This window comes from Brevundimonas sp., from assembly GCF_035627475.1.
GTDB lineage: Bacteria > Pseudomonadota > Alphaproteobacteria > Caulobacterales > Caulobacteraceae > Brevundimonas.
In genome coordinates this window covers 145,644-172,147 of record NZ_DASPLR010000045.1, presented here as the reverse complement: position 1 = coordinate 172,147, position 26,504 = coordinate 145,644, and the positions used below count along the sequence as shown (strand labels likewise).

The window sequence follows — 26,504 nt, the reverse complement described above, 5'->3', positions numbered from 1 at the left end:
GTCAGCGCCTTAGCCTGCTTCAGGCGCGCGCGATACGGGGCGGCGGGCGGGACGCAGCCGACCGACCTCCGAGACGTCGCGCAGGCTGGCCCGCACCGGCGCCGAGCGCCGGCCCTCGGTCCGCTCCTTGCGGTCCAGCACCGCTTCGAGCCCGGCCCGCAGCCGGTCCAGCGCCGGACCCGCCTTCGGCTTCCGCCCCCGGGCGTCGGTGACGTAGAAGCTGTCGACGGCCCGCTCGCCGAAGCCGGCGATATGGGCCGAGCGGATCGACAGGCCGGCCCCCGCCAGCACCCGGGCCAGGTCGGCGAGCAGGCCGGGCCGGTCGGCGCCCGAGACCTCGACCACGGCGGCGGTCGGGCTCTGTTCGAGGTCGATGATGGTCGTCGGCCGCACGTCGAAGGCGGCGCGGCGCGGGTTGAACGGCGGCGGGGCGGGGCGCGGACGTCCCGCCTGGCCGCGCGCCGCCGCCTCCAGCGCCTTGAGCAGCCGGTCGAGCCGCCGGGGCTCGGCCTGGCCGTAGGGGGCGCCCGCCCCGTCCTGCAGTTCGAACACGTCGAGCGCCGCGCCGTCCTCCGCGGTCGCCACCCGCGCGCCCACCACGTCGGCCCCCGCCGCCGCCAGCGCCTCCGCCAGGTCGGCGAACAGGCCCGGCCGGTCGGCGGCGACCACCGCCACACGCCTCGCCGACCGCTCGCCCGCTTCTCCGCCTTCGCCGTCCAGCACCTCGGCCACGGCGCCCTCCGTCCGGGCGCGCGCCATCAGCTCGGGATAGTCCTCCAGCGGATCGGCCCGGGCGATGTCCTCGCCGCGGAAGGCCGCCTCGGTGCGCTGGTACAGGTCACGGATCAGCTGGCCCTTCCAGCCGTTCCAGACGCCCGGCCCGACGGCGCGGATGTCGGCCACGGTCAGGATCAGCAGGGTGCGCAGCCGCTCCGGGTCGCCGACCAGTTCGGTGAAGGCCCGCACCGTCTCCGGATCCGACACGTCGCGCTTCTGGGCGTAGTCGCTGAGCGCCAGGTGGTTGCGCACCAGCCAGACCACGAATTCGGTCCGGCGCGGGTCCAGCCCCAGCCGGTCGCAGGCGCGGCGCGCGGCGATGGCCCCGTCCTCCAGCTGGCCCCGGTCGCCGCCCTTGCCGACGTCATGCAGCAGCATGGCCAGCATCAGGGCCTCGAAATCGTCGATGCGGTGGACGATCTCGCTGGCGTTCGGATGCTCGGCCTTCAGCTTGCCGCGCCAGATGTCGTTGATGATGCCGATGGCCTGCAGGGTGTGCTCGTCGACCGTATAGGCATGGTACATGTTGAACTGGGTCTGGCCGACGATCCGCCCCCATTCGGGCAGGAACCGCCCCAGCAGGCCGGTCTCGTTCATCAGCGTCAGCACCCGGTAGGGCCGCTGGCCCTGGGCGAGGATGTCGAGGAAGGCGCGGGTCGCCTCCGGGTCGCGGCGGAGCGAGGGCGTGACCAGCGACAGCGACCGGCTGACCGCCGAGAAGGCGTCCGGGTGCAGGTCCAGATCGTGGGCGTCGGCGCAGCGGAACAGCGTCAGCAACTTCTCGGGTGCCGCGGCGAACACCTCGGGCCCGGTCACCGACAGGCGGCCGCTGTCCTCGACAAAGCCCTCGACGCCCAGCTTGCGCCGGCGGCCGGGGATCAGACGCGACAGGCTCAGGGTGGGCTTCTGCTGACGCGCCTCCAGCTTGGCCGACAGGGCGCGGGTCAGGCCGCCGACATCCCGCGCCACCAGAAAATAGCGGCGCATGAAGCGCTCCACCGCCGGCTCGTCGCCGCGGCCGCGCCAGCCCATCCGCCGCGCCACCTCGGGCTGAAGGTCGAAGGTCAGCTTTTCCTCGGCCCGGCCGGCGACGAGATGAAGGTGCGCCCGGGTGCGCCACAGGAAGTCGAACGCCTCCTCGAAGGTGCGCCGCTCGCGCGGGGTCAGGAGGTCGTCGAGGACCCGCGCCCCCAGGGGGCTGTCGGGGGCCAGCGAGCGGGCGATCCAGAACAGGGTGTTGAGGTCGCGCAGCCCGCCCTTGCCGTCCTTGACGTTGGGCTCGACGCGGTAGCGCACCGCGCCGGCCTTCTGGTGGCGGGCGTCGCGCTCCTCGAGCTTGGCGGCGATGAAGGGCCGCGGGTCGGCCTTGACCACCATGGCGCGGAAGCGGGCGATGAAATCCTCGGCCAGCGCCTCGTCGCCGGCGAGCGGCCGCGCCTCCAGCAGGGCGGTGCGCACGGTCATGTCGGATTTCGCCAGCGCCAGGCATTCGTCGACGGAGCGCGCCGACTGGCCGACCTTCACCCCGAGGTCCCACAGGACGTAGAGCATGAATTCGATGACCTGTTCGGTGCGCGGGATCGACTTCCACGGCCGCAGGAACAGCAGGTCCAGGTCCGAGAACGGCGCCAGAACGCCACGCCCGTAGCCGCCGACGGCGATCAGGCTGAGCCGTTCGGCCTCGGTCGGATTGGGCGCGGGATAGAGGGCTTCCGTGGCGAAGCGCCACAGGGTCGTCAGCATGTCGTCGGCCGCCACCGCGTACAGCCGCGCCACCTCGACGCCGCCGAGACCGAATTCGAGCCGATGGGCCGCCTTCAGCCGCGCCGCGTCCCACGACTGACGCAGAAGCGCGGTGGCGGCCGCGCGGCGGTCCGCTGCGGATGACGCCGCGGCCCAGGCGTCGACGTCTGCGCCGCCTGTGTCTGAGGTGTCGGCCGGGCGGCGGCTGCGGGGGCTCATGGCCCGGATATAGACCGGGAGACGCACCGGCGCGACAGCGGCGGCCGGCGGACCCGGCTCTAAGCCTTGATGGCCTTCAGCCGGTAGAGCGCCTCCAGCGCCTCGCGCGGCGACAGTTCGTCCGGCTCGATGGCGGAAAGCGCGTCCTTCAGCGCGGAGGAGGCAGGCGGGGCCGGCGGCTCGGCCCACCCTGGACTCTGGGCGAACAGGGGCAGGTCGTCCAGGCTGACGGCGGCGGACTTCTCGCCCTCCAGCCGGTCCAGCACCTCGCGGGCGCGGCTGACCACAGCCGCCGGAACCCCCGCCAGCTTCGCCACCTGAACCCCGTAGGAGCGGTCGGCGGCGCCCGGCGCCGCCTCGTGCAGGAAGACGAGATCGCCGTTCCACTCCTTCGCCTTCATCGACAGATTGCAGACGTGGGCCAGCCGCGTCTCCAGTCCGGCCAGCTCGTGGTAGTGGGTGGCGAACAGGGTGCGGGCGCGGTTGCGGTCGTGCAGCGCCTCGGCCACAGCCCAGGCGATGGCCAGACCGTCGTAGGTGGCGGTGCCCCGGCCGATCTCGTCCAGCACCACGAAGCTGCGGTCGGTCGCCTGGGTCAGGATGGCGGCGGTCTCGACCATCTCCATCATGAAGGTCGAGCGGCCGCGCGCCAGATCGTCCCCCGCCCCGACCCGGCTGAACAGCCGGTCGACCACGCCCAGCCGCATCGCCCGCGCCGGGACGAAGGCGCCCGCCTGGGCCAGCACCACCAGCAGGGCGTTCTGGCGCAGGAAGGTCGACTTGCCGGCCATGTTCGGACCGGTGACGATCGACAGGCGGGCGCATCCCGCGCCGGAACCGTCCAGCCGGCAGTCGTTCGGAGTGTACGGATCGCCCGCCGATTTGACCGCCGCCTCGACCACCGGGTGGCGCCCGGCCGCGACCTCGAAACAGGCGGTGTCGTCGACCGTCGGCCGGACGGCCCCGACCTCCTCGGCCCACTCGGCGAGCGCGCTGTGGGCGTCGAGTTCGGCCAGCGCCTCGGCCACGGCCTGCAGCGGCCGGGCCAGCGACTGGACCGTGCGCCGCCAGACCTCGAAGGTCTCGCCCTCGATGGCCAGCGCCCGGTGCCCGGCCTGGCTGATCTTCGCGTCCAGTTCCGACAGTTCGACGGTGGTGAACCTCACCTGGTTGGCGAGGGTCTGGCGGTGGATGTACGGGCTGTCGCCCGTCGGCCGCAGCAGGGGCTCGGCGGCCCTGGCCGAGGTCTCGAGGAAATAGCCGAGCACGGCGTTGTGGCGGATCTTGAACGGCACGCCGGAGTCCGCGACGGCCCGCGCCTCGAGCTCGGCCACTACGCGGCGGCTGTCGTCGCGCAGGGCCCGCGCCTCGTCCAGCTCGGGCCGGAAGCCGGCGTTCACGAAGCCGCCGTCCCGCGCCAGGTGCGGCGGCTCGGCGACCAGCCCCTCGGCCAGATCGACCAGCAGCCGCCCGGTCTCCGCCGACAGCGCCAAACGGTCGAGGCAGTTGGCCAGACGCGCCGGCGGCCCGGTCAACGGATCGCGCCCGGGGGGAAACAGGCCGGCGACGCCCTCGGCGACCGACAGGCCGGTGCGGATGGCGGCCAGATCACGCGGGCCGCCGCGTCCCAGCGCCAGCCGCGACACGGCGCGCGCCACGTCGGAGGCGGCCCTCAGTCCGTCGCGCAGGTCGCGGCGCAGGTCGCGCCGCTCCAGCAGCCATTCCACCGCGTCGAGTCCATGGTTGATGGCCACAGGATCGCGCAGCGGCCGCGCGATGCGCTCGGCGAGGGCCCGGGCGCCGCCCGCGGTGACGGTGCGGTCGATACAGGCCAGCAGCGAGCCCTCGCGTTCGCCGCGCTGGGTGCGGTCGATCTCGAGGCTCAGCCGTGTGGCCGGATCGATGGCCAGGAAGCCGGTGTCGCCCGAGCGCCGCGGCGGGGACAGCGCTGGAATCTTGCCCGCCTGGGTCGTCTCCAGATAGGCGGCGATCAGTCCCAGGGCCGAGACTTCGGCCTCCTCGAAGGCCCCGTAGCCGTCCAGGGAGGCGACGCCGTACAGCCGCTCGACCCGCACCCGGGCCCCGACCGGCTCCCCCAGCGCCTGCGGCAGGGCCTGGACCACCCCGCCGGAGCCGTCGAGCGCCGCCCTGGCGGCCTCGTCCGAGAACAGGCGGTCAGGGACCAGAACTTCCGATGGCCGGAACGACGCCAGGGTGGCCGCGAGGTCCTCCAGCGAACAGGCGACGACATCGACCGACCCGGCCGACAGCTCGACCACCGCCACCGCGGCGCGGCCCTTGCGGATGGCCACGGCCGCCAACCGGTTGGCCCCGCGGGCGTCGAGCAGGGAATCCTCGGTCAGGGTGCCCGGCGTGACCACGCGGACGATGTCGCGATGGACCACCGCCTTGGAGCCGCGCTTCTTCGCCTCGGACGGGGCTTCAAGCTGCTCGCAGATCGCCGCCTTGAAGCCCTGCCGGATCAGCCGCGCCAGATAGCCGTCCAGCGCATGCACCGGCACCCCGGCCATTGGAATGTCCTCGCCCTGATGCTTGCCCCGTTTGGTCAGGGTGATGCCCAGCGCCGCCGCGGCGATCTCGGCGTCCTTGAAGAACAGCTCGTAGAAATCGCCCATGCGGAAGAACAGGATGGCGTCCGGCGCCTGGGCCTTGGCCGCCAGGAATTGGGCCATGACCGGGGTCACCCCCTCGGCGGACGGGAGGGCTTCGGCCTTGGGCGGATGGGCGAGGGGGGCGTTCATCTGAGCGCCGCAGGGTGACCGAATGCGGAGGCGCGCTCAAGCGGCGTCTGACGCCCTTGCACAGGCTTCGTCCCCCTGCGACAAGCGGGGCAGGCGGTTAAGGGAACGCGGTCCAACACCGCGGCTGTGCCCGCAACTGTAGGCGGCGAGACGATCGATCATTCCGGAGCCTGGGCTCCGGCGTCACTGGGAAACCGGGAAGGCGCGATCTTCCGTTCTTGACCCGCAAGCCAGGAGACCTGGCCGCCGACGTCGCTCGTCCGCTGCCCGGGACCAGGCAGAGGCGCGGTGATCCGTCGAGGCGACCCGACACCTGCGCCGTTCTCTCCAGAGCGGGTCGGTCGCCATTCCCACGTCGCCGCGATGCGCTCGCGCGGGGACGACGGAGACATCGCTGATGCGATTCCTGCTTCTCGCCACGGCCGCGGCCGTGTTCCCGCCAGTGTCCGCCCACGCCCAGGCCTCGCCCCTGGCGGCGGACGATCCCGACGCCCTGCCCGAGGTGGTGGTCACCGCCACCCGCCTGCCGGCCATCGTCGCCGACACGCCGGGCGCGCGGGTCATCGACCGCCGCGCCATCGAACAGCGCGGCGCCGTCTTCGCCGCCGACATCCTGGGCGACGTGCCCGGCCTGTCGGTGGTCCGCTCCGGGGCGTTCGGCGGCGTCGCCCAGGTGCGGATGCGGGGCGCCTCGCCGGGCAAGACGCTGGTGCTGATCGACGGCGTGCCGGTCAACGACCCGGCCGAGGTCAACGGCGCCTTCGACTTCGCCGGCCTGGAGCTTTCGGACATCGAGCGGATCGAGGTGCTGTCGGGCCCCCAGTCCTCGCTGTGGGGCTCCGACGCCATCGGCGGGGTGATCGCCTTCACCACCCGCGATCTGGACGGACTGGCGCTGGAGGCGGAGGCGGGGTCGTTCGACACGGTGCGGGGCCGTCTGGCGGCGGGCGTTTCGACGGAGCGCTACGGCTTCGGCGCCTGGGTTTCGCGTTTCGACACCGACGGCGTCTCCGCCGCCGACGCGGCGGACGGCAATCCGGAGGCGGACGGATTCACCTCTACCACCGCCGGGGCGCGGGGCCGCTACGCCTTCAGCGACACGGCGTCCATGGACGGCGCGATCCGCTGGACCGACAGTGACGCCGATCTCGACGGCTATCCCGCCCCGGCCTTCGCCCTGGCCGACACCGCCGACACCCAGGAAAGCAAGCAGTGGTCCGGCTTCGGCCGGCTGCGGCTGGACGCCTTCGGCCTGTCGCACCAGTTCAGCCTCTCCGCGTCGGATATCGCCCGCGACACGGTCTCGGCCTTTCCCTCTGCCTTCGAGGCGGACCGGCAGGCCTGGCGCTGGCAGGCCGACGGCGAGGCGGCGGGCGTCGCCTTCGCGCTCGGCGCGGAACGCGAGGACAGCGAGGGCAGCCTGTCCACCGGCCTGACCGCGGACCTCGGCACAACCTCCGCCTTCGCCACGGCGCGGATCGAGCCTGCCGGTCGCCTGAGCCTGTCCGGGGCGCTGCGCTTCGACGACACCGACGACTTCGGTTCGGAAACCACCGGCCGGGTTTCCGCGGCGTTCGACGCCGGCGGCGGCGTCACCCTGTCGGCGGCGTACGGCACCGGCTTCAAGGCGCCGTCGATCAGCCAGGCGGTGTGCGACTTCTGCTTTTCGTCCCAGCCCTTCCCGGTGCTGCGGCCCGAGACCGCCGAGGGCTCGGAAGCGGCGATCGGGTGGGTCTCGCCGGATGGCCGGATCGAGGGCCGCGCCACGGTCTACCGGCTCGAGGTCGAGGACCAGATCACCTATGTCTTCGATCCCGCCACCTTCGAGAGCGTCTATGTCAATGTCGCCGAGACCGCGACCGACGGCGTCGAGCTGGAGGCGCGGGCCCGGCTCGGCGGCGGCTTCGACCTGAGCCTCGCCTGGGCCTGGACCGACGCGCGCGACGAGACCACCGGCGCCCGGCTGCTGCGCGTGCCGGAGCAGGCCGGATCCGCGACCCTCGGCTGGACCGGCGAGCGGCTTGCGGCGGCCGTGACGGTCCGCGGCGAGAGCGATCAGGAGGACATCGGAGGGGTGCGCGAGGCCTTCGTCGTCGCCCACCTGAACGGGTCATACGCCCTGACCGATCAGGTCTCCCTGACGGCGCGGATCGAGAACCTGGCGGACGAACGCTATCAGCAGGCGTTCGGCTACGGCGAGCCGGGCCGCTCGGCCTATGTCGGGATCAGGCTGCGCTACTGACGCGTCCGTTTCCCTCGGCGCCGGGGCCGGCGGCGGCGACCGTCGCCGGCTCCAGCTGAAGGGCGGACCAGTCGAGAGCCGGGGTCGGGGCGTTGGCGGCGGCGATAACGGCGCGCAGTTCGGCGGCCGAGGCGACGCTGGCGATCACGGCCGACACTTCCGGCAGACTCATGGCGTAGGCGAGGGTGGCCTGCATCGGATCGATGCGCGCCTCGGCGAGACGGCGGCGGATGCGCGACAGGGCGTGGGCGTGGCCGGCCATCCCGGGCGGCAGCGGCTCGCCGCTGATGAACAGCAGGCCGTCGGCGAACACCGAGGTGGCGTGGACGGCGACATCGAGCGACGCCAGTTCGGCCAGCACGCCGGTGTGCTGGGCCCGTTGATCCAGCAGGTTGAGCGGCAGTTCCACCACATCCGGCTGGAACCGTCGCGCCAGCAGCGCCGGACCATCCTCGATCGCCGCGCGGAACCCGATATGGCGGTAGAGGCCGCGCGCCTTCAGGGCCTCGAGCCGGTCCCACAGGGCGCGGCCCTCGACCCCGGCCAGATCGCCGGCGCAGGAGACCAGAAGGGTGTCGCCGCGGGGCAGACCCAGCCGCTCCAGCGACCGGCGCGCCCGCGCCTCGACGCGATCGACGCCGTCGGTGATCGAGACGGTGCGGACGGTGACCTGGAAGGGCGAGGGGAAGGGCCAGGCCTGGCCCAGCCTGCGCTCCCCGTCGCCGTCCGGCCTGGTGGCCACCAGGGTTACGCCGGCGTCGGCGGCGGTCTGCAGCAGGAAGCGCAGCGCCTCCTCGCGCGCGCCCGCGGGCAGGGGGGCGTAGGAATTCACCGCGCGAACGGGCTCGTGCACGACCGCGATGGCCAGCTTGTCGATCGGAGAGGGCGCGCGACTGGGGATCACCGCCGGACTGTGACGGCGAAAGTTTAAGGCCCTCCTTCCGAGACCTTGACCGAATCTTACCAGCGGAACGCCGGTCGCCGGTTGCGCCTCAGGCGGCGAATTGCCCGAGAGCCGCCAGTACGCCCTTGCCATACCGGTCCAATTTGGTCTGACCGACGCCGGGGATATGCGACAGCCGCTCGAGGTCCCCGGGTTCCGCGAGGGCGATTTCCAGCAGGGTCTTGTCCTGGAAGATCACATAGGGCGGCACCCTCTGCTCCGCCGCGCGGTCGCGTCGCCAGGCGCGCAGCGTCTCGAAGCGGGCCCGCACGTCGGCGTCCATCGACTCCAGGGCGGCGTTGCGTCCCGTCCGGACGCGATCTCGCGAGGCCCCGGCGCGCGCCGGCGTCAGCCGCACCTCGATCTTGCGCTCCCCGCGGTAGACCCCGCGCACCGCCTCGGGATCGCCGAGTCTGACCAGCGGCTTGCCCTCGTTCGGGTCCTCGACCAGCAGGCCTTCGAACATCAGATGATCGAGCACGTCGCGCCAGCCATGCAGGGCCGTGTCGGCTCCGATGCCCCAGGTCGACAGCGCCGTCTCCCAGGGCTGGACGTCCTTCGTCTTGCCCAGCAGATGGTCGACCACCCGGCCGCGGCCGAAACGCTCGCCCAGCCGTTGCACCGCGGCCAGCGCCTTCTGGGCCTGGACGGTGGCGTCGAACTGGGCCGGAGGATCCTGGCAGATGTCGCAGACGCCGCACGGCCCGGCGTCGCCCTCGCCGAAATAGCGGCGCACCGCCTGCGGCCGGCACACCGCGCCGTCGAGCATGGCGAACAGCTGGCGGGCCTTGCGCACCTGCACCGCCTTGACCTCCTCGGCCATCGGTCGGCCTTCCAGCCGCCTCAGCGTCCAGGCGATGTCGGAGGGGCCGTAAAGGGTGATGCCCTCGGCGGGCTCGCCGTCGCGCCCGGCCCGGCCGATCTCCTGCCAGTAGGCTTCCAGCGAACCGGGCGGATCGGCGTGGATGACGAAGCGGACGTCGGCCTTGTCGACCCCCATGCCGAAGGCGATGGTCGCCACCATGACCGCGCCGTCCTCGGCCAGGAACCGCTCCAGCCGGCGGTCGCGGTCGCGCGCCTCCATGCCGGCGTGATAGGCGATGGCGTTGGTCCCCGCCTCGCGCAGCGCCTGGGCCACCCGCTCGCAGCCGTCGCGCGAGCCGCAATAGACCACGCCGGACTTGCCGCGCCGCTGACGGACCAGATCGATGACCGCGGCGTCGGTGCGGGCCCGCGAACCGTTCTCCTTGCGCACCGCCGACAGCTGCAGGTTGGGCCGCGCGAAACTGTCGACCACCACCCGCGCGTCGCCGAGCCGCAGCGAGCGGACGATGTCTTCGCGGGTGCGGGCGTCGGCGGTGGCCGTGACGGCGATCCGCGGCACGCCGGGGAACAGCTCCGCCAGCCGACCAAGGGTTCGATAGTCGGGCCTGAAGTCATGTCCCCATTGCGAGACGCAATGCGCCTCGTCGATGGCGATCAGCGACAGCGGCAGGTCGCGCAGCCGGTCGATCAGGTGCGGCTGGGCCAGTCCCTCGGGCGAGACATAGAGCAGGTCCAGTTCGCCGGCCCGGGCTGCGCGCCAGATCTCCGACCGGTCGTCCAGCGAGACGCCGGAGTCGAGCCGCGCCGCCGCGACGCCCTGCTGCTTCAGCGCCTCGACCTGGTCCGTCATCAGGGCGATCAGCGGCGAGACCACAAGGCCCAGACCCGGCCGCAGCATGGCGGGGATCTGGTAGCAGACGCTCTTGCCGCCGCCGGTCGGCAGCACCGCCAGCACGTCCCGCCCGGCCAGCACCTCGGCCACCACCTCGGCCTGGCGGCCGCGGAAGTCGGCGTGGCCCCAGACGCGCTCCAGCGTCGCGCGCGCCTCGGCCAGCGAAGGGGCGACGGCGGTCAGGATCGAGTCGGCGGGCATCGCCGCCTTGTGCCTCATTTGTTCCGGCCTGTGAACGGCTGTCGGCGGCTCAGCGGGGCTCGACCGTGACCGCGGCCCGGATCGAGTTGGCGATGTAGCAGGCCTCGTGGGCGCGGTGATGCAGGTCGGCGAGCGCGGCGGCGTCCGGCCGCGTCTCACCCGAGAACGCCGCTTCCGGCCGCAGGGTCACCGCCGTGATCGACATCCGGCCCCGCTCGTCGCGGCCCAGCAGGCCGCTCGCCCCGTCCCGATAGCGGTCGACGATGAACCCGTCCTTCCGCGCATAGGCGAGGAAGAACAGCATGTGACAACTGGACACGGCCGCCACCAGCGCCTCCTCCGGATCGACGGCGGCCGGGTCGGACATCGGCGCCGGCACGCTGGACGGGGCCGACGAGCCGCGCACCACCGCCCCGCCGTCGAAGCGCCAGTCGTGGGCCCGGCCGTACTGGTTGTCGGAGAAGACCTGCCCGTCCCGGCTCCACTCGATGGTTGCGACGTGTTCGCTCATGGCGGTCTCCGCTGGGGGGTCGGTGCGATGACCAACCGTTTAGCCCGTGCGGCCGCGGAAACCCAGTCCGCGCCTTGATACGGCCCGCGACCCGCCTTATCCCCGGATCATGTCCTCGCCCCTGATCTGCCCGTCGATCCTCGCCAGCGACTTCGCCCGCCTCGGCGAGGAGGTCGCGGCCCTCGAAGCCGCCGGCGCCGACTGGGTCCACGTCGATGTGATGGACGGCCATTTCGTGCCCAACATCACCATCGGCCCTGAGGTGGTGAAGGCGCTCAGACCGCACACCAGCCTGCCGTTCGACGTGCATCTGATGGTCGCGCCGGTGGATCCCTGGCTGGAAGCCTATCGCGAGGCCGGGGCGGATTATCTCACCGTCCACCCGGAGAGCGGGCCGCACCTGCACCGCACCCTGGGCCGCATCCGCCAGCTGGGCGCGAAGGCGGGCGTCGTGCTGAACCCTGGAACGCCGCTCTCCGTGCTGGAGGAGGTCGTGGACCTCGTCGACCTGGTGCTGCTGATGTCGGTCAACCCAGGCTTCGGCGGCCAATCCTTCATCCCGTCCACCCTGCGCAAGATCGAGCGCGCCCGGGCCCTGCTCGACGCCGCCGGATCGAAGGCGCACCTGCAGGTCGACGGGGGCGTCACCGCCGCCAACGCGGGCGCCTGCGTCGCCGCCGGCGCCGACGCGCTCGTCGCCGGCACGGCGGTGTTCCGGGGCGGTCCATCCGCCTACGCCGACAACATCCGGGCCCTGAAGGCCGCCAACGCTCCGGCGATCCAAGCTCCGGAATGAGCCCGCTCGGCCCCTTCGCCCGCGTGGAAGCCGACGCCCCGGTCCCCGGCGCGATCCCGGGCGTGCGCGGGGCGCCTATGCGCACGCCGATCCGCACCACGGACGCCGCCACCGGCCCCGGCCTGTGGCCCGCCCTCGCCGGCCGGCTGCTGACCCGCCAGCTGTGGATCGAGCTCTATGGCCTGCCCGGCTACGCCATGACGCTGAAGGGGCGGCCGGCGCAGGGCTTCGCCGCAACGCCGCGTGACTTCCGCCCCGTCGATCCGGCCTCCGGCAAGACGCTCCTGGGCGGCAAATTCATTCTCGCCGGCTCGAGCCTCGAGGCCGCCGCGCCCGAGGATCCCTGGAACCGGCCAAGCCCGACCCGCGCCTTCGCCGTCGAGCTGCACGCCTTCGCCTGGCTGCCGTCCCTGATGCTCGAGGGCGAGCGCGGCGCCCGCGAGGCCCTTCGCCTGACGCTGACCTGGGCGACGGTCTTCGCCCGCTGGTCTCCCTTCGCCTGGGATCCGGCGATCCTGGCCCGCCGCACCTTCAATCTCGCCTGCGCCGCCCGCCGCATGGGCCAGGTGGCGACCGAGGCCGAGCGGCTGCGGCTGGCCGATGTTCTGGGGCGGCAGGGGCGCCAGCTGCTGCGTCCGCCGGGCGGCGTGGCGGGCAGGGCCGAGCGCCTCGCCGCCGCCGCCGTGGCCGGCTGCGTCCTGGCCGGCGCGCCGGGAACGGCCCTGCGCCGAAAGGCCCTGAATCGTCTCCCGGCGGCCCTGTCCCGAACCGTTGGCGAGGACGGCGGCCATGCCTCGCGCAGTCCGGAGGCGGGGCTGGAGCTGCTGCTCGACCTGCTGACCCTCGAGGACGCCCTCGCCCAGCTCTCCGAGGCCCTGCCCGACCCGGTGCGGACCGCCATCCGCCGCCTGACCGTCGCAGCCCGGTTCCATCGCCTGCCCGACGGCCGGCTGGTGACCATGCAAGGGGGTGGCCCGTCGAACCCCGCCCGGGTCGCCGCCGCCCTGGCCCACGACGAGGCGGCCGACGGCGAGCCGCCGGTCGGCACGGTCGGAGGAGTGGCCCGCATTCGCAGCCCCTTGCTCACGGTGGCCGCCGACGTCGCGGCGCCGGCGCGGGGCGGCTGGTCCGCCGCCGCCTGCGCCCAGCCGCTGGCGCTGGAGATCGTCTGCGGCCGCGACCGGCTGGTGACCGGCTGCGGCTGGACGCCCCGCGCCGCCGACCGGCAGGGCCTGCGCCTCGCCCCCGGCCATTCGACCCTGACCCTTGGCGAGAGTTCGATCGGGGCCCCGCTCGGGGGCTGGAAGGGCGACCTGCTCGGCCAGAGGCTGATCGGCCGGCCCCTGCACGTCGAGGTCCACCGCCGCGACGGCGAGGGCGCGGTCTGGCTCGAGGCCGAGCACGACGGCTGGGCCCACGCCTTCGGCCTGCTGCACCAGCGCCGCCTCTATCTCGACCAGAGGCTGGACGAACTCCGCGCCGAGGAACGCCTCCATCCGGCGCCGGGCCAGAAGGATGCGGTGCGCGCCATCGCCGCACCCTATGCGGTGCGCTTCCAGCTGGAACCGGGCGTGCAGGCGTCCCTGGCCCGCGACCGCCGCTCCATTCTGCTGCGCGGCCACTCGGGGCGGGGCTGGTGGTTCCGCACTGACGGGCCAGACGTGGCCATCGAGCCGTCGGTCCATGTCGACGACGGGCTCACCCGCCGCTCGCTCCAGATCGTCGTGCGCGGCTCGGCCCGCACCGATTCCGAGACGAAGATCCGGTGGAAGCTCAGCCCGGCCGGCGCCGGCGGCGATCCGACCTGAGCGGCGGCGCCACTTGAGGCCGGCGGTCGCCGCGACCATCTTGGACCTGCCGCGTTAGGCCTTCACACCGACAGGATCGACTGATGAGTTTCGCCGACCCGACCACCCTGCCCCCGAATGCAAACGGCGACCTGATCAAGGAAGGCTCCGACGCCGGCTTCATGGCCGATGTGGTCGAGGCCTCGAAGAGTCAGCCGGTGCTGGTCGACTTCTGGGCCACCTGGTGCGGGCCGTGCCGGGCGCTGACGCCGATGCTCGAAAAGGCGGTTCGCGCCGCCGGGGGCGCCGTGAAACTGGTCAAGATCGACGTCGACAAGAACCCGGCCTACGCCGGCCAGCTGCGGGTGCAGTCGATCCCCACCGTCTACGCCTTCGTCAACGGCCAGCCGGTCGACGGCTTCCAGGGCGCGGTGCCGGAAAGCCAGATCAAGGCCTTCATCGACAAGCTGACCGGCGGCACGAGCGCCAATTCGGACATCGAACAGCTGATGTCGATGGGCGAGGAATCGCTGTCGCTCAACGACCTCGGCGGCGCGGCCCAGGCCTTCGCCCAGGTGATGACGCTGGAACCCGGGCATGAGGGTGCGATCGCCGGCATGGCCCGGGTCTATCTGGCCGACGGCGACGTCGACCAGGCCCGCCAGACCATCGCCATGGCCCCGGCCGCGTCGAAGAACGCCCAGGTCCAGTCGGTGCGGGCGCAGCTGTCGCTGGCCTCGGCGGCCCCGAACGGGGCGAGTTCGGAACTGGAGGCGCGCGTCGCCGCCGATCCCTCCGACCACCAGGCCCGCTACGACCTGTCCCTGGCCCAGGCCGCCGCCGGCGACCTGCAGGGCGCGGTCGACAGCCTTCTCAAGATCGTCGCCGCCGACCGCGAGTGGAACGACCAGGCCGCCCGCAAGCAGTTGCTGACCGTGTTCGAGGCCGCCGGTCCCGCCTCGGAAGTCGCCCGCGACGGCCGCCGGCGCCTTTCCTCCATCCTGTTCGCCTAGGAGAGTTCGCATGGCGCAGGGCTATGTCAGGGCCGCCGACCTGCCGCAGGTCATTCCGGTCTTCCCGCTGCCCGGCGCCATCCTGCTGCCGCGCGGCCAGCTGCCGCTGAACATCTTCGAGCCGCGCTACCTGAACATGATCGACGACGCGATGGCCGGGGACCGGATCATCGGCATGATCCAGCCCCAGCCCGGTTCGCGCGCGGCCCCCAAGCTGTCGCCGGTCGGCTGCGCGGGCCGCATCACGAGCTTCGCCGAGACCTCGGACGGCCGCTATCTGATCACCCTGACCGGCTGCGCCCGTTTCCGCCTCTCCAGCGAACTGCCGACCCAGACGCCGTATCGCCAGGTCCGCGCCGACTTCTCGGGCTTCGAGGCCGACCTGGCGGCTCCGCCCGTCGACGACGTCGGTCTCGACCGCGACGAGCTGCTCGACGCCCTGCGCGCCTATCTGGAGACCCGTGGGCTCGACATCGACTGGGACACCGCCGAGACCGCCCCCCCCGAGGCCCTGATCAACAGCCTGTCGATGGCCCTGCCGTTCGAGCCGCCGGAGAAGCAGGCGCTGCTTGAGGCGGCCAGCCTGACCGACCGCTCCACCGTCCTCACCGCCCTGATGACCATCGACGCGGCGGGCGACGGCGACGGCGACGCGGGATCGATGCAGTAGGCCAGGGTCCGGGGACCAGGTAGCTATCAGCGGATCGCCCTGCCGTACTCTTCCCTGTCCCCTGTCCCCTGTCCCCTGGCCCCCCGTTCCTATACCCTTTCGCCATGTCCGACGCCTTCCACACCCCCGCCTCCGTCGATCCGCGCCTGCTCGAAGTGCTGGTCTGCCCGGTGACGCGCGGCCGCCTGACCTATGACCGTGAGCGCCAGGAGCTGGTGTCGAAGGGCGCCAAGCTGGCCTTCCCGATCCGTGACGGCGTGCCGATCATGCTGGCCGAAGAGGCGCGCAAGCTGGATTAGGACGGCTCAGATGGCCTGACCGCGCAGCAGCCGGGGCAGGTCGCCGGTGGCGCCGCCGGCCTCGTGCATGAAGGCGCGGCGCAGGGGGGCGATGCGGTTGACCGCCGCTATGCCCAGATCCCGCGCCAGACGCACCGGGGCGATGTCGTTGGAGAACAGCCGCACGAAGCCGTCGAAGCCGGCCGCCAGGGCCGCATTGTCGAAGCGGCGCCAGCGGGCGTAGCGGTCCAGCACCGTCTCCGATCCGATATCCTCGCCCAGCCGCACGGCCTCGACCAGCACCTCGGCGAGGGCGGCGGCGTCCTTCAGCCCCATGTTCAGACCCTGCCCCGCGACCGGATGCACGCCATGGGCGGCGTCGCCGATCAGGGCGGTGCGGGGGGCGGTCAGCTGCTCAGCCAGCTGCAGCGACAGCGGATAGACGAAGCGCGGCCCCACCACCGAGACATCGTCCAGGAAATCGCCGAAACGCCGCATCAGATGGGCGTGGAAGGCCTCGTCAGAACAGGCCTTCAGCGCCTCGGCCCGTCGCGTCGTCTCGGTCCACACCAGGCTGGCGCGCCGTTCGGTCAGGGGCAGGATGGCGAACGGGCCCGAGGGCAGGAAATACTCGTGGGCGACATTGCCGTGGTCGCGGCCCATCCGCACCGTGGCGACGACGCCGCTCTGGCCATAGCCCCAGCCGACCGTGTCGATGCCCGCCTCGCTGCGCACCCGCGAGCCCCGCCCCTCCGCCCCGACCACCAGAGGCGAGCGCAGCGTCGCGCCGTCTGCGAGCGTGACCGTGGCGAGACCCGGCCCGGCCTCGACCCGTTCGACCGAGGCCGGGGCGCGGACCTCGATCCCCGCGGCCGTCACCGCATCGGCGAGGGCGACGCGGATGCGCCGGTTCTCGACCATGTAGCCGAGCGGCTCGCCGTCGGTGCGGTCGCCGATCTCGTCGGCGTCGAAGCGCAGGAAGGCCGACGAGGCCGCGCGCGACGCCGCCCCCGGGCGGCGGCCGTCGGTGACGAGGATCCGGTCCATCCGGCAGGCATGGGGCCTGAGCGCCTCGCCCACGCCGAGGGCGTCGAGCATGCGGAAGGTCGAGAAGGCGATCGCCGTCGAGCGTCCGTCGAACGACGGCGCCAACTGGGCGGAAAACGGCTGCGGATCGACGAGCACCACCTTCAACCCGCCCTGGGCGGCGGCGAGGGCGAAGGTTGCGCCCGCCAACCCGGCGCCGGCGATGATCACGTCGTAACGGTCGCTCTGGCTCATGGCCCTGTTTCGCGCTCCCGTGGCTCCCCGTCCAGCGCCGTGACGTCGCGGTGGGTAAACAGCCTCTTAACCCTGCCCGGGCGACAACAGCCGCAGTCCCGTGTCCCGGAGTCCGCCGCCCGTCATGTCCGCCGCCCTCGCCCTCGGCCACCGCGCCATCGAGAGCGCCCGCATCCTGTGGGCCGCGCCGTTCGTGGTGCGCTTCCGGGGCGTGCTGCAGGCCCTGCTCGCGGCCCTTCTGCTGGCGGCGCTGATCTCGTGGAACCCGGCCGATCCCAGCCTCAACGCCGCCTCCTCGGCCGCCCCGACCAACTGGCTCGGCCTGAATGGCGCCCTGTTCGCCGACCTGTTCATGCAGTCGCTGGGTCTGGCCGCCTGGCCCGCGGCCCTGCTGCTGATCGCCTTCGGCCTGGCGGGGGCGATCGGCGACGCCGTGCAGCAACGGCTGAAGCCGACGCCGTTCAAGGCGCTGTCGGCGACCATCGGCGTGCTCGCCCTGTCGGCGGCCCTCTCCGCCCTCGCGCCGCCGGCCGCCTGGCCGCTGGCCGCAGGGCTCGGCGGCCTGTGGGGCGACGCCCTCGTCGGTCTGGTGCGGATGGCCTTCGACGCCCTGCGCCTGCCCGGCGCCGCGATCGGCGCGGCGGTGCTGTTCCTGCCGCTGAGCCTGTGGAGCCTCGGCTACGCCATCGGCCTGCGCGTCTCCGATGTGCGCGACGGAATCGACTGGGCGCGCGGCTCGCGCCGGGCCGGACCGGCCCCGCCGGTCGCCCGCCGCAACGCCGCCAAGGCCCCGCCGCGCCCCCGGCCGGCCCTGGAGCCTGAAGACTACGCCCCCGTCTCGCTCGAGGCCGACGACGGCCCGCCCTGGCAGGAGCCCCTCCCCGCCCGCAACGCGCCCGAACCGAAGGTGGCGGCGACCAAGGCCCCCAGGGCCTCGCGCCGCGAGATCGACGACAGCCAGGCCGCCTTCGACTTCGCCCGCCCCTCGACCGGCTTCGACCTGCCGCCGCTCGGCATGCTGACCAAGCCGGCCAAGCGCGTCGCCTCGGTCGACGAGGAGGCGCTGAAGCAGAACGCCAAGATGCTGGAGGGCGTGCTGCAGGAGTTCGGCGTGCGCGGCGTCATCGACCAGATCCGCCCCGGCCCGGTGGTCACCCTGTACGAACTGGTGCCCGCCCCGGGCGTGAAGCATGGCCGCGTCGTGGCCCTGTCGGACGACATCGCCCGCTCCATGTCCGCCCGCGCCTGCCGCATCTCGGTCGTGCCGGGCCGCAACGCCATCGGCATCGAACTGCCCAATGCGAAACGCGAAACCGTCTATCTGCGCGACCTGCTGGCCTCGGCCGAATACGACAAGCCGGCCCACCTGCTGCCGCTGGCCCTGGGCGAGACCATCGGCGGCGAGCCCTATGTCGCCGACCTGGCGCGCATGCCCCACCTGCTGATCGCCGGCACCACCGGCTCGGGCAAGTCGGTCGGGGTCAACGCCATGATCCTGTCGATCCTCTACCGGCACAGTCCGGCCGAGTGCCGCTTCATCATGATCGACCCGAAGATGCTGGAGCTCAGCGTCTATGACGGCATCCCCCACCTGCTGGCTCCGGTCGTGACCGATCCCAAGAAGGCCGTCGTGGCCCTGAAGTGGACCGTGCGCGAGATGGAGGACCGCTATCGCCGCATGTCCAAGCTCGGCGTGCGCAACATCGCCAGCTACAACGAACGCGCCCGCGAGGCCCAGGCCAAGGGCGAGCATTTCGAGCGCACCGTCCAGACCGGCTTCGACGACCAGGGCCGGCCCGTCTACGAGTCCGAGAAGATCCGTCCCGAGCCCATGCCCTATCTGGTCGTGGTCATGGACGAGATGGCCGACCTGATGCTGGTCGCCGGCAAGGACGTCGAGGGCGCGGTGCAGCGTCTGGCCCAGATGGCCCGGGCCGCCGGCATCCACCTGATCATGGCCACCCAGCGGCCGTCGGTCGACGTCATCACCGGCACCATCAAGGCGAACTTCCCGACCCGGATCAGCTTCCAGGTCACCTCCAAGATCGACAGCCGCACCATCCTCGGCGAACAGGGCGGCGAGCAGCTGCTGGGCCAGGGCGACATGCTCTACATGGCCGGCGGCGGCCGCATCACCCGCCTGCACGGACCGTTCGTCACCGATCAGGAGGTCGACGAGGTCTGCAAGCACCTGCGCTCCCAGGCGGAGCCCGACTACCTCGACCTGATCACCGACGACCCGGACGGCGACGGCGACGCCGGCGGCTTCGACGAGGGTGGCGGCGGCTCCGGCGACGACCTGTACGACCGCGCCGTGGCCGTGGTCACCCGCGACCGCAAGGCCTCGACCAGCTACGTCCAGCGCCGCCTGCAGATCGGCTACAACCGCGCCGCCTCGCTGATCGAGCGGATGGAGCAGGAGGGCGTCGTCAGCCCCGCCAACCACGCCGGCAAGCGCGACATCCTCGCCGGCCCGCCGCCGATGTAGGTCGCCTTCGGGCAACGGAGGCGGGTCCGCCGCGTTAGGATGGGCCGCCGTCCGCCGGACAATGCTGAACAGGGCTTCATCGGAGCGCCTGAATATGGTCAGGCTGGGGCCACGCCCTCGCCAGACCCGTTCCGCAAGACGGCAGACTCCAACCATCCCGAACGGGAGAAGACATGATGACCGTCTCACGCCGCGCCTTCGCGCTCGGATCCGCCGCCCTCGCCGCTGTTGCGGCCCTGCCGGCTCACGCCCAGACCAGCCTGTCCGCCGAGGACCGCGCCGTCCTCGCCCGGGCCCAGACCTATCTGCAGGGCCTGACCTCGGCCCAGGGGACCTTCGTCGAGACCTCGGGCGCCCAGCGCCGGGAAGGCCGCTTCTATCTGCAGCGCCCCGGCAAGATGCGCTTCGAATACACCAACCCGGCCGGCCTGCTGGTCGTGTCCGACGGGAACAACGTCAAGCGCTACGATCCGCGCCTCGAGAACTTCCAGCAGGTTCCGCTCAGCCAGACGCCGCTGTCGACCTTCCTCGCCCGCACGGTCCGCCTGGACCAGGGCGTGCGCATCGACCGCGTCACCCGCATGGAGTCGGGGGCCTTCGCCATCACCGCCCGCGACGCGCGCCGGCCCAACGACGGCTCGGTGGTGCTGGCCTTCGCCGGCAATCCGCTCCGGCTGCAGGAATGGACCATCCGCGACGCCCAGGGTGGCGCGACCCGCACCCAGCTGACCACGCTGCGCCCCGCCTCCGGCCTCGCCGCCAGCCTGTTCCAGCTGCGCGACCCGACCCGGCGTCCGCGCCGCAACTAGATCGCCTCCCACGCGAATTCTCTCCCGTGCCCTTGGGGACGGTCGCGTTGACTTTTTCTCGCGGGCGTGTTGTTTTGGCCACAGATCGGCGGGAGCCGGTCTGACCCGCTACGGATTTCATCCCCTTCCCGGCGGCGAGAGAGACGAACCTCTGAACGCCCGGCCCGCAAGGACCGGGCGTCTCTTTTTGTTGGGCCCCGATCGTCGGCTCTGCGGGATCTCCCGACCCGATGCGGCCCGAAAGCGAATGGGTCGACCCGAAGGGCGGCGCGAAGCGTCAAAAGGCGGAGCCTTTTGGACGCGCTCCCACTAAGAACCCTCCATGCTTCGCATCGCCACCTGGAACATCAACTCCGTCCGCCTGCGCATCGACCAGGTCGCCCGCTTCGTCGCCGAAAGCGGAACCGATGTCCTGTGCCTGCAGGAGATCAAATGCCTGGAGGACCAGTTCCCCCGCGCCGCCTTCGAGGCCATGGGCCTGCCCCATCTGAAGATCGGCGGCCAGAAGGGCTGGCACGGCGTCGCCATCGCCAGCCGCAGGCCGATCGCCGAGGCCCCGAAACTCGACGTCTGCCGCGAGGGCCACGCCCGCTGCGTGGCGGCCATGGTCGAGGGCGTCGAGATCCAGAATTTCTACATCCCGGCCGGCGGCGACACGCCCGACCGCAAGCTGAACCCGAAATTCGATCACAAGATGGATTTCTACGAGCGGCTGACCGCGGAGATGTCGATCCGCGACCGCCAGCGCCCGCTGGTGCTGGCCGGCGATTTCAACATCGCGCCCGGCGAGAACGATGTCTGGAATCACCGCTACATGTCGAAGATCGTCAGCCACACGCCGCTGGAGGTCGAGACCCTGCGCCGCCTGCAGGCCGCCGGCGGCTTCACCGACGTCGTGCGCGCCCAGATACCGGAGCCGGTCAAGCTGGCCAGCTGGTGGAGCTACCGCGCCGCCGACTTCCGCAAGTCGAACCGCGGCCTGCGCCTCGACCACCTGTGGACATCGCCCGGTCTGACGCCCGCGGTGAAGCCCGGAAGCGCGCGCATCCACGACACCGTCCGCGAATGGACCCAGCCCAGCGACCATGCCCCGGTGACCATGGACCTCGACGTCTAGCCGGACCCTAGAACGGGAAGAAGATCGGGATGGCGACCATGGCCGCCGCCCAGGTCACCAGGTTCAGGGGCACGCCGACGCGCACGAAATCCATGTAGCTGTAGGCGCCCATCTGGAAGACCAGCACATTGGTCTGGTAGCCGAACGGCGTGGCGAAGGCGGCCGAGGCGGCCATCATCACCCCGACCAGGAACGGCCGCGGATCGACGCCGAAGCTCTCCGCCAGCGCCACCGCGATCGGCGTGATCAGCACCGCCACCGTCGCGTTCGACAACAGCTCGGTGGCGAACAGGGTGACGCCGTACAGGATGATCAGCCCGACCAGCGGGCCGAACGGCCGCAGCACCTCGATCAGGACGCCCGCCCCCGCCGCCGCCAGCCCCGTCACCTCGATGGCGATGCCGACGACGACCATGCCGGCGATCAGCAGCAGGATCTCCGGCCTGAGGCCCGCATAGGCCTCCTCCGGGGTGATCACCTTGAGCAGGATCAGGGCGACGGCCCCGGCGAAGGCCGAGGCCGCGATGGGGGCCCAGCCGAGCCCGGCCGCGGCCACGACGACGACGAAGACCCCGGCCGCGATCAGCGATCGCCTCAGATCGAACGGTCGGTCGGCGGCCCCGAACAGCGCCACGTCGCCCAGGTGCGCGTCGCCCGAGCCGTCGTCATTGGTGCGCGCCTCGCCGAGTCGCGGCAGGTTGAACGGCAGGATGCGTCGCCGCCTCGCCGCCGCCTCCGCCTCGGCCTTGCGGCGGCTCTCCTCCAGCTCCGCCAGCCGCGCCTGTTCGGCCTCGTCCGCGGCCACGCTGCGGCCCAGTTGCCGCGCCCCTACGAAATACAGCCACAGGGCCCCAACGGCGGCGATGGACAGGCCCACCGGGGTGATCTCGAACAGGCTGAACACGGGCTGGCCGGCGTTGCGGGCCATGTCGTTGACCAGCAGATTGGTCGAGGTGCCGATCAGCGTCAGCAGGCCGCCGAGCACCGAGATATGGCTGAGCGGCATCAGGAATCGCTTCGGAGACAGTTTCAGCGACTGCGCCACGTCGCGGATCACCGGCGCGGCCAGCACCACCACGGGCGTATTGTTCAGGAAGCCGCCAAGGCCGCCGCACATGCCCAGCACCGCCCAGATGCCGATCGCGCCAACCCGCGAGGCCAGCCGCGTGGCCTGGCGGATCATCAGACCCAGCAGGCCCGACAGCTCGATGGCGTAGGCGATGACGAACAGGCCGGCCAGGGCGATGACGGCCGGACTGGCGAAGGCGGACTGGACCTCGACCGGCCGCACAACGCCGAGCAGCAGAAGGGCGGCGGCGCCGGTCAGGGCCACCACGTCGGCGCGAACCCGGCCGTGAATCAGCACCCCGACCACGGCGACGAGCACCAGCAGGGCCGCGATCTGATCGAAGGTCATGCCCTTCCCGACCCTCCCCGGCCGTCCCCGTCAACCCCTCGCTGACGGTCAAGGTCGAGTTTCCAGCGCGTGACGTGCTAGCCTCGTTCCATGTCTGACAGAGCCGTGAACGCCCGTAACGCCCTCCGGCCCGCGCGCCTTTTCCTGCTCGCCGGCGTCTCCGGACTGGCCGTGGCGGCCTGCGGCGAGCGGCGGCCGGCCGTTCCCGAGACGCCGCGGCCCGCCCCGCCGGCGGCGGCTCCACTGGCCGATCCGGTCCTGGACCGGGCGGCGATCCTTTCCGCCGTCGACGCGGCGGCCTCCAGAACCGCGGCCGGACTGCCGCCCGTGGCGGAGGATTCCCTCGCCAATCGCCGGTTCAGGATGCGCATCGCCTTCGGCTGCCTCGGGCCGGAACCGGCGCCGCCGGAGGGCGCGGTCGACGCCGGGGCGCCCCGCTGGAGCCGCGGCCCCGACGGCCGGACGATCCGGCTTCGCTTCACGCCTGCCGACTGGACGGCGGGGGACGCGACCGGGCCGGCGGTGAACGGGTTCGAGCGGGTCGGCGGCCTCTGGGTCAACCAGCCCTGGATGCGGTCGGAGGGCTGCCCCGCGCCCGGCCTGCCCGTGCTGGACGCCTTCGACCTGCCCGCCCCGCCGAAAGTGGCGCTGGCGCTGCTCCGCGCCGAGGGCGCCTCGCGTCTCGGGCGGGCCGACGACCGGGCCTTCACCTTCACCGTCCGGCCCCAGGGGGACGCCCCCGCGCCCGATCCGGCGCGGGGCTACCGCCTGGTTCTGGAGGGCCGGCTGACGCCATGGGCCGGGGGCCGGGTGATCCGCTGCCGGGTGAACCGCGCTGACAGCCGGCCGCCCTGCGCGGTCGGCGTGGTCCTCGACCGGCTCGCCTACGAGGACGGCGCGACCGGAGAGACGCTCAGCGAGTGGCGACCCGGCTAGAGCGAAATCGGATGAGTCGGGCGCAGTCCAACTCGGCTCAGATCTCGCTCCATCATGATAGTGGACCAGTCTCTGGCTTCAGGTCGATCCGACCTGAAGCAAAGGCGGTCTAGGGCTGCAGCCGGTAGCCGCCGGCGTCGGTCAGCAGCAGCCGCGCCTGGCCGGGCTCCGGCTCGATCTTCTGGCGCAGGCGGTAGATGTGGGTCTCGAGCGTGTGGGTGGTGACGCCGGCGTTGTATCCCCACACCTCGGTCAGCAGCTCCTCGCGCGACACGGCCTTGGCCCCGGCGCGATAGAGATATTTGAGGATGCTGGTTTCCTTCTCGGTCAGCCGCACCTTGCGACCCTTGTCGTCGATCAGGACCTTGGCGGCGGGCCGGAATTCGTAGGGGCCGATGCGGAAGACGGCGTCCTCCGACTGCTCGTGGCTGCGCAGATGGGCGCGGATGCGGGCCAGCAGGACCGCGAAACGGAAGGGCTTGGTGACATAGTCGTTGGCCCCGGATTCCAGTCCCAGCACGGTGTCGGCGTCGGACGCCTGGCCGGTCAGCATGATGATCGGGGTCGAGACCCCGTCCTTGCGCAGCAGCCGGCAGGCCTCGCGCCCGTCCATGTCGGGCAGGTCGACGTCGAGCAGGATCAGGTCGGCCCGGGTCTCGCGGCCCAGCTTCACCCCCTCGGCGGCCGTGGCGGCCTGAACCGGACGGAAGGCCTCGTGAAGGGCCAGCTGCTCGGCCAGCGCCTCGCGCAGGTCGTCGTCGTCGTCGATGATCAGGATCGTCTTGGGCGTGGGCATGGATACCAGAATGGCGAGCGTCGGCCGTTACGCCAAGGGTTTGGCCCGAAGCGGAGCGGTTTTCAGTCTCTAGAGGGCGTTTCGGGCCGGTTTCGTTCCCCGAACAACGCCGATCCGACCCGCACATGCGTCGCGCCGAAGCGGATGGCGGTCTCATAGTCGCCGCTCATGCCCATCGACAGAACGCCCAGGCCGTTGCGGCGGGCGATCTTGCGCAGCAGGGCGAAATGGGGCCCGGCCGCCTCCTCCGCCGGCGGGATGCACATCAGGCCCTCTACCGCGAGACCCCTCGCCCGGGCGTATTCCACCAGGCCGTCGGCGTCCCCGGGCAGCGCCCCGGCCTTCTGCGGCTCGGCCCCGGTGTTGACCTGGACCAGCACCCGCACCGTCCGACCCGCCTTTTCGGCCGCCGCCGCCAGCGCATCGGCCAGCTTCGGCCGGTCCAGGGTCTCGATCACATCGAACAGGGCGACGGCGTCGGCCGCCTTGTTGGTCTGCAGCGGCCCGATCAGCCGCAACTGCAGATCGGGCAGGCCATGCCGGAGCTCGCGCCAGTGCGCCTGCGCCTCCTGCACCCGGTTCTCGCCGAACACCCGCTGGCCCGTGGCGAGGGCGGCCGCCAGCGCCTCCCCGGACTGGGTCTTGGCGACCGCGGTCAGGACGACGTCCCCGGGGTTCCGTCCCGCCGCCCGGCAGGCGTCGGCGATGCGCCGGCGCACGGCCGCGAACCGCGCGGCGACGGCGCTGGACGTATCGGCGGGATCGGGAGAAGAGGAAGCCATGAACCGGTCCGACGCGGAAATCCTGTGGGAGGTCGCCAGCCTCCTCGCACGGGACGCGGCCAATGTCAGCCGCGCCGCCGGCCGGCCGGGCCCGAACCTGCCGCCGCTGCTGTTCTTCACCGACCCGGTGCGCACCCCGCGCCCGTGGGAGACCGCCGTCCGCCTGCCAGCCGGATCGGGCGTGGTGTTCCGGGCCTTCGGGGCCGCCGACGCGCGAGAGACGGGCCTTCGCCTGCGCGAGGCCACCCGCCGCCGCGACGGCCTCCTGCTGGTCGGACTGGACGCCGAACTGGCCGAAGCGGTCGAGGCCGACGGCGTCCACCTGCCCGAACGGGCGCTCGGCCGGGCCTCCGCCCTGGCCGCCGCGCGGCCGGACTGGCGGATCACCGGCGCGGTTCATTCCGCCGGGGCGCTCTCGGGCGCGGAAGGCCTCGATGCGGCTGTTCTGTCGCCGGTGTTCGCCGCCGGCGGCTCATCCGCCGACCGGCCGCCGCTGGGAGTCGAGGCATTCCGGGCGACCGCGCTCGGCGCGACGCCGCCGGTCTACGCCCTCGGCGGCATAGACAGCGGCGCCGCCCGCCGGCTGGCTGGCTCGGGCGCGTGCGGAATTGCGGGGGTGTCGGCGATCCAGGCGGCGTTCGGCCCGGACTGACGCTAGAAGCGGAAGATCGATTCCAGCCGGAAACGCGGCGCGGCGCGGCGGTCGGTCTGGGGCGCGCGGGCCGGATCGGCTTCCGGCTCAGCCAGGCCGGCGGTGGCGCCGACGCGCAGGCGCGGGTTGACGCGGTAGTAGGCCCCGGCCTCGACGTCGCCGAGGTTGCTCTCGCGGCCGACGGGCTGGCTCAGGTTCAGGTCCAGGCCCCAGCGGCCGCGTTCGGTGAAGCGCAGGCGCGACTGGCCCGGGGCCGCGGATCGGGCGGCCTGGGCCTCCGACAGGCTGACGGCGGGAGCGCGGGTGCGCGAGGAAGCGGCCTGGGCCGAGGCGGCGTCGGCCACGGCCAGGAGCGCAAGCCCCGCGGCGAGTCCAGCGATGACGGCGCTCGTCTTGCGCATGTCCTGCCCTTCATGCCGCGGCGGAGTTTCCCGCCACGGTCCTTGCCAGCGATTAGACACCGCTGGTCAGCCCGGTCAACGAAACGTGGCCTCTTACCTATGGTTCCGCAAGACTCGGAGGGACTCCTGTGGCGCGAGCGTCACGGGTCCCAAGTCGCGCCGGACG

General features: G+C 72.4%; 21 protein-coding genes and 1 riboswitch. Of the genes, 11 read left to right on the top strand and 10 right to left on the bottom strand.

Annotation, left to right across the window (positions count from 1 at the left end):
* Window positions 1-9: 9 nt before the first annotated feature.
* Together glnD and mutS are read right to left on the bottom strand one after the other, a co-directional pair.
* Entirely contained in the window at window positions 10-2,739 is a 2,730-nt protein-coding gene (glnD, locus tag VEA62_RS12415; RefSeq protein WP_324822124.1) for a [protein-PII] uridylyltransferase, read from the bottom strand.
* 59 nt (window positions 2,740-2,798) lie between these two features.
* Window positions 2,799-5,501: a DNA mismatch repair protein MutS gene (mutS, locus tag VEA62_RS12410; protein ID WP_324822122.1), complete on the bottom strand. Its 2,703-nt coding sequence runs from the start codon at window positions 5,499-5,501 to the stop codon at window positions 2,799-2,801.
* A gap of 100 nt (window positions 5,502-5,601) precedes the next feature.
* A riboswitch (cobalamin riboswitch) is annotated at window positions 5,602-5,742 on the top strand.
* A 156-nt stretch (window positions 5,743-5,898) separates the two neighbouring features.
* Between mutS and VEA62_RS12405 the strand changes: the two genes are divergently transcribed.
* Window positions 5,899-7,743, top strand: a complete 1,845-nt coding sequence (locus VEA62_RS12405) for a TonB-dependent receptor plug domain-containing protein (protein WP_324822119.1) — start codon at window positions 5,899-5,901, stop codon at window positions 7,741-7,743.
* Here the strand turns inward: VEA62_RS12405 and VEA62_RS12400 are convergent.
* The 3 genes from VEA62_RS12400 to VEA62_RS12390 all read right to left on the bottom strand — a co-directional run bounded on the left by VEA62_RS12400 (window position 7,727) and on the right by VEA62_RS12390 (window position 11,115).
* The gene (locus VEA62_RS12400; protein ID WP_324822116.1) at window positions 7,727-8,647 is read right to left on the bottom strand and encodes an aldo/keto reductase; all 921 of its coding nucleotides are present in this window, start codon (window positions 8,645-8,647) and stop codon (window positions 7,727-7,729) included. The two genes, VEA62_RS12405 and VEA62_RS12400, sit on opposite strands and share 17 nt — an antisense overlap.
* 88 nt (window positions 8,648-8,735) lie before the next feature.
* Window positions 8,736-10,604 (bottom strand): DNA helicase RecQ, encoded by a 1,869-nt coding sequence (gene recQ / locus VEA62_RS12395; protein WP_324822113.1) that lies wholly within the window; start codon window positions 10,602-10,604, stop codon window positions 8,736-8,738.
* A gap of 49 nt (window positions 10,605-10,653) precedes the next feature.
* On the bottom strand, window positions 10,654-11,115 hold the full coding sequence (locus tag VEA62_RS12390) for an OsmC family protein (RefSeq protein ID WP_324822110.1): 462 nt from the start codon (window positions 11,113-11,115) through the stop codon (window positions 10,654-10,656).
* Window positions 11,116-11,224: 109 nt separating this feature from the next.
* On the opposite strand from VEA62_RS12390, the gene rpe reads away from it, so the two are divergent.
* From rpe to VEA62_RS12365, 5 genes are all read left to right on the top strand, one after another.
* Window positions 11,225-11,911, top strand: coding sequence for a ribulose-phosphate 3-epimerase (rpe, locus tag VEA62_RS12385; RefSeq protein WP_324822107.1), 687 nt, complete (start codon window positions 11,225-11,227; stop codon window positions 11,909-11,911).
* Window positions 11,908-13,719 carry a heparinase II/III family protein gene (locus VEA62_RS12380; protein ID WP_324822104.1) on the top strand — a complete coding sequence of 604 codons (1,812 nt, stop codon included), beginning with the start codon at window positions 11,908-11,910 and terminating at the stop codon, window positions 13,717-13,719. Before rpe ends, VEA62_RS12380 begins: the two co-directional genes overlap by 4 nt.
* Window positions 13,720-13,802: 83 nt before the next feature.
* A complete protein-coding gene (gene trxA, locus VEA62_RS12375; protein ID WP_324822101.1) occupies window positions 13,803-14,711 on the top strand; it encodes a thioredoxin in 909 nt (302 codons plus the stop codon).
* Window positions 14,712-14,721: 10 nt separating this feature from the next.
* Window positions 14,722-15,381, top strand: a complete 660-nt coding sequence (locus VEA62_RS12370) for an LON peptidase substrate-binding domain-containing protein (protein WP_324822098.1) — start codon at window positions 14,722-14,724, stop codon at window positions 15,379-15,381.
* A 104-nt stretch (window positions 15,382-15,485) separates the two neighbouring features.
* Window positions 15,486-15,680 carry a Trm112 family protein gene (locus tag VEA62_RS12365; protein WP_324822096.1) on the top strand — a complete coding sequence of 65 codons (195 nt, stop codon included), beginning with the start codon at window positions 15,486-15,488 and terminating at the stop codon, window positions 15,678-15,680.
* A gap of 6 nt (window positions 15,681-15,686) precedes the next feature.
* Here the strand turns inward: VEA62_RS12365 and VEA62_RS12360 are convergent, their stop codons facing one another.
* Window positions 15,687-16,940, bottom strand: coding sequence for a UbiH/UbiF/VisC/COQ6 family ubiquinone biosynthesis hydroxylase (locus VEA62_RS12360; protein WP_324822093.1), 1,254 nt, complete (start codon window positions 16,938-16,940; stop codon window positions 15,687-15,689).
* Window positions 16,941-17,064: 124 nt separating this feature from the next.
* Between VEA62_RS12360 and VEA62_RS12355 the strand changes: the two genes are divergently transcribed.
* The 3 genes from VEA62_RS12355 (at window position 17,065) to VEA62_RS12345 (ending at window position 21,354) form a co-directional block, all read left to right on the top strand.
* Window positions 17,065-19,428: an FtsK/SpoIIIE family DNA translocase gene (locus VEA62_RS12355; RefSeq protein WP_324822090.1), complete on the top strand. Its 2,364-nt coding sequence runs from the start codon at window positions 17,065-17,067 to the stop codon at window positions 19,426-19,428.
* Between the two features lie 176 nt (window positions 19,429-19,604).
* Window positions 19,605-20,237, top strand: coding sequence for an outer membrane lipoprotein carrier protein LolA (locus tag VEA62_RS12350; protein ID WP_324822087.1), 633 nt, complete (start codon window positions 19,605-19,607; stop codon window positions 20,235-20,237).
* Between the two features lie 322 nt (window positions 20,238-20,559).
* Window positions 20,560-21,354, top strand: coding sequence for an exodeoxyribonuclease III (locus tag VEA62_RS12345; protein ID WP_324822084.1), 795 nt, complete (start codon window positions 20,560-20,562; stop codon window positions 21,352-21,354).
* 7 nt (window positions 21,355-21,361) lie between these two features.
* Here VEA62_RS12345 and VEA62_RS12340 read toward each other — a convergent pair whose 3' ends face one another.
* Complete coding sequence (locus VEA62_RS12340) at window positions 21,362-22,771, bottom strand: SLC13 family permease (RefSeq protein ID WP_324822081.1); 1,410 nt, start codon at window positions 22,769-22,771, stop codon at window positions 21,362-21,364.
* 90 nt (window positions 22,772-22,861) lie between these two features.
* Here VEA62_RS12340 and VEA62_RS12335 point away from each other — a divergent pair, with 90 nt between their 5' ends.
* The gene (locus tag VEA62_RS12335; protein ID WP_324822079.1) at window positions 22,862-23,707 is read left to right on the top strand and encodes a hypothetical protein; all 846 of its coding nucleotides are present in this window, start codon (window positions 22,862-22,864) and stop codon (window positions 23,705-23,707) included.
* 109 nt (window positions 23,708-23,816) lie between these two features.
* Here the strand turns inward: VEA62_RS12335 and VEA62_RS12330 are convergent, their stop codons facing one another.
* Window positions 23,817-24,503, bottom strand: a complete 687-nt coding sequence (locus VEA62_RS12330) for a response regulator transcription factor (RefSeq protein WP_324822078.1) — start codon at window positions 24,501-24,503, stop codon at window positions 23,817-23,819.
* Window positions 24,504-24,565: 62 nt separating this feature from the next.
* On the bottom strand, window positions 24,566-25,285 hold the full coding sequence (locus VEA62_RS12325; protein ID WP_324822075.1) for a YggS family pyridoxal phosphate-dependent enzyme: 720 nt from the start codon (window positions 25,283-25,285) through the stop codon (window positions 24,566-24,568).
* On the opposite strand from VEA62_RS12325, the gene VEA62_RS12320 reads away from it, so the two are divergent.
* The gene (locus tag VEA62_RS12320) at window positions 25,284-25,937 is read left to right on the top strand and encodes a thiamine phosphate synthase (RefSeq protein ID WP_324822072.1); all 654 of its coding nucleotides are present in this window, start codon (window positions 25,284-25,286) and stop codon (window positions 25,935-25,937) included. The two genes, VEA62_RS12325 and VEA62_RS12320, sit on opposite strands and share 2 nt — an antisense overlap.
* Window positions 25,938-25,939: 2 nt before the next feature.
* Here the strand turns inward: VEA62_RS12320 and VEA62_RS12315 are convergent, their stop codons facing one another.
* Complete coding sequence (locus VEA62_RS12315; RefSeq protein WP_324822069.1) at window positions 25,940-26,338, bottom strand: NtrZ family periplasmic regulatory protein; 399 nt, start codon at window positions 26,336-26,338, stop codon at window positions 25,940-25,942.
* Window positions 26,339-26,504: the final 166 nt, after the last annotated feature.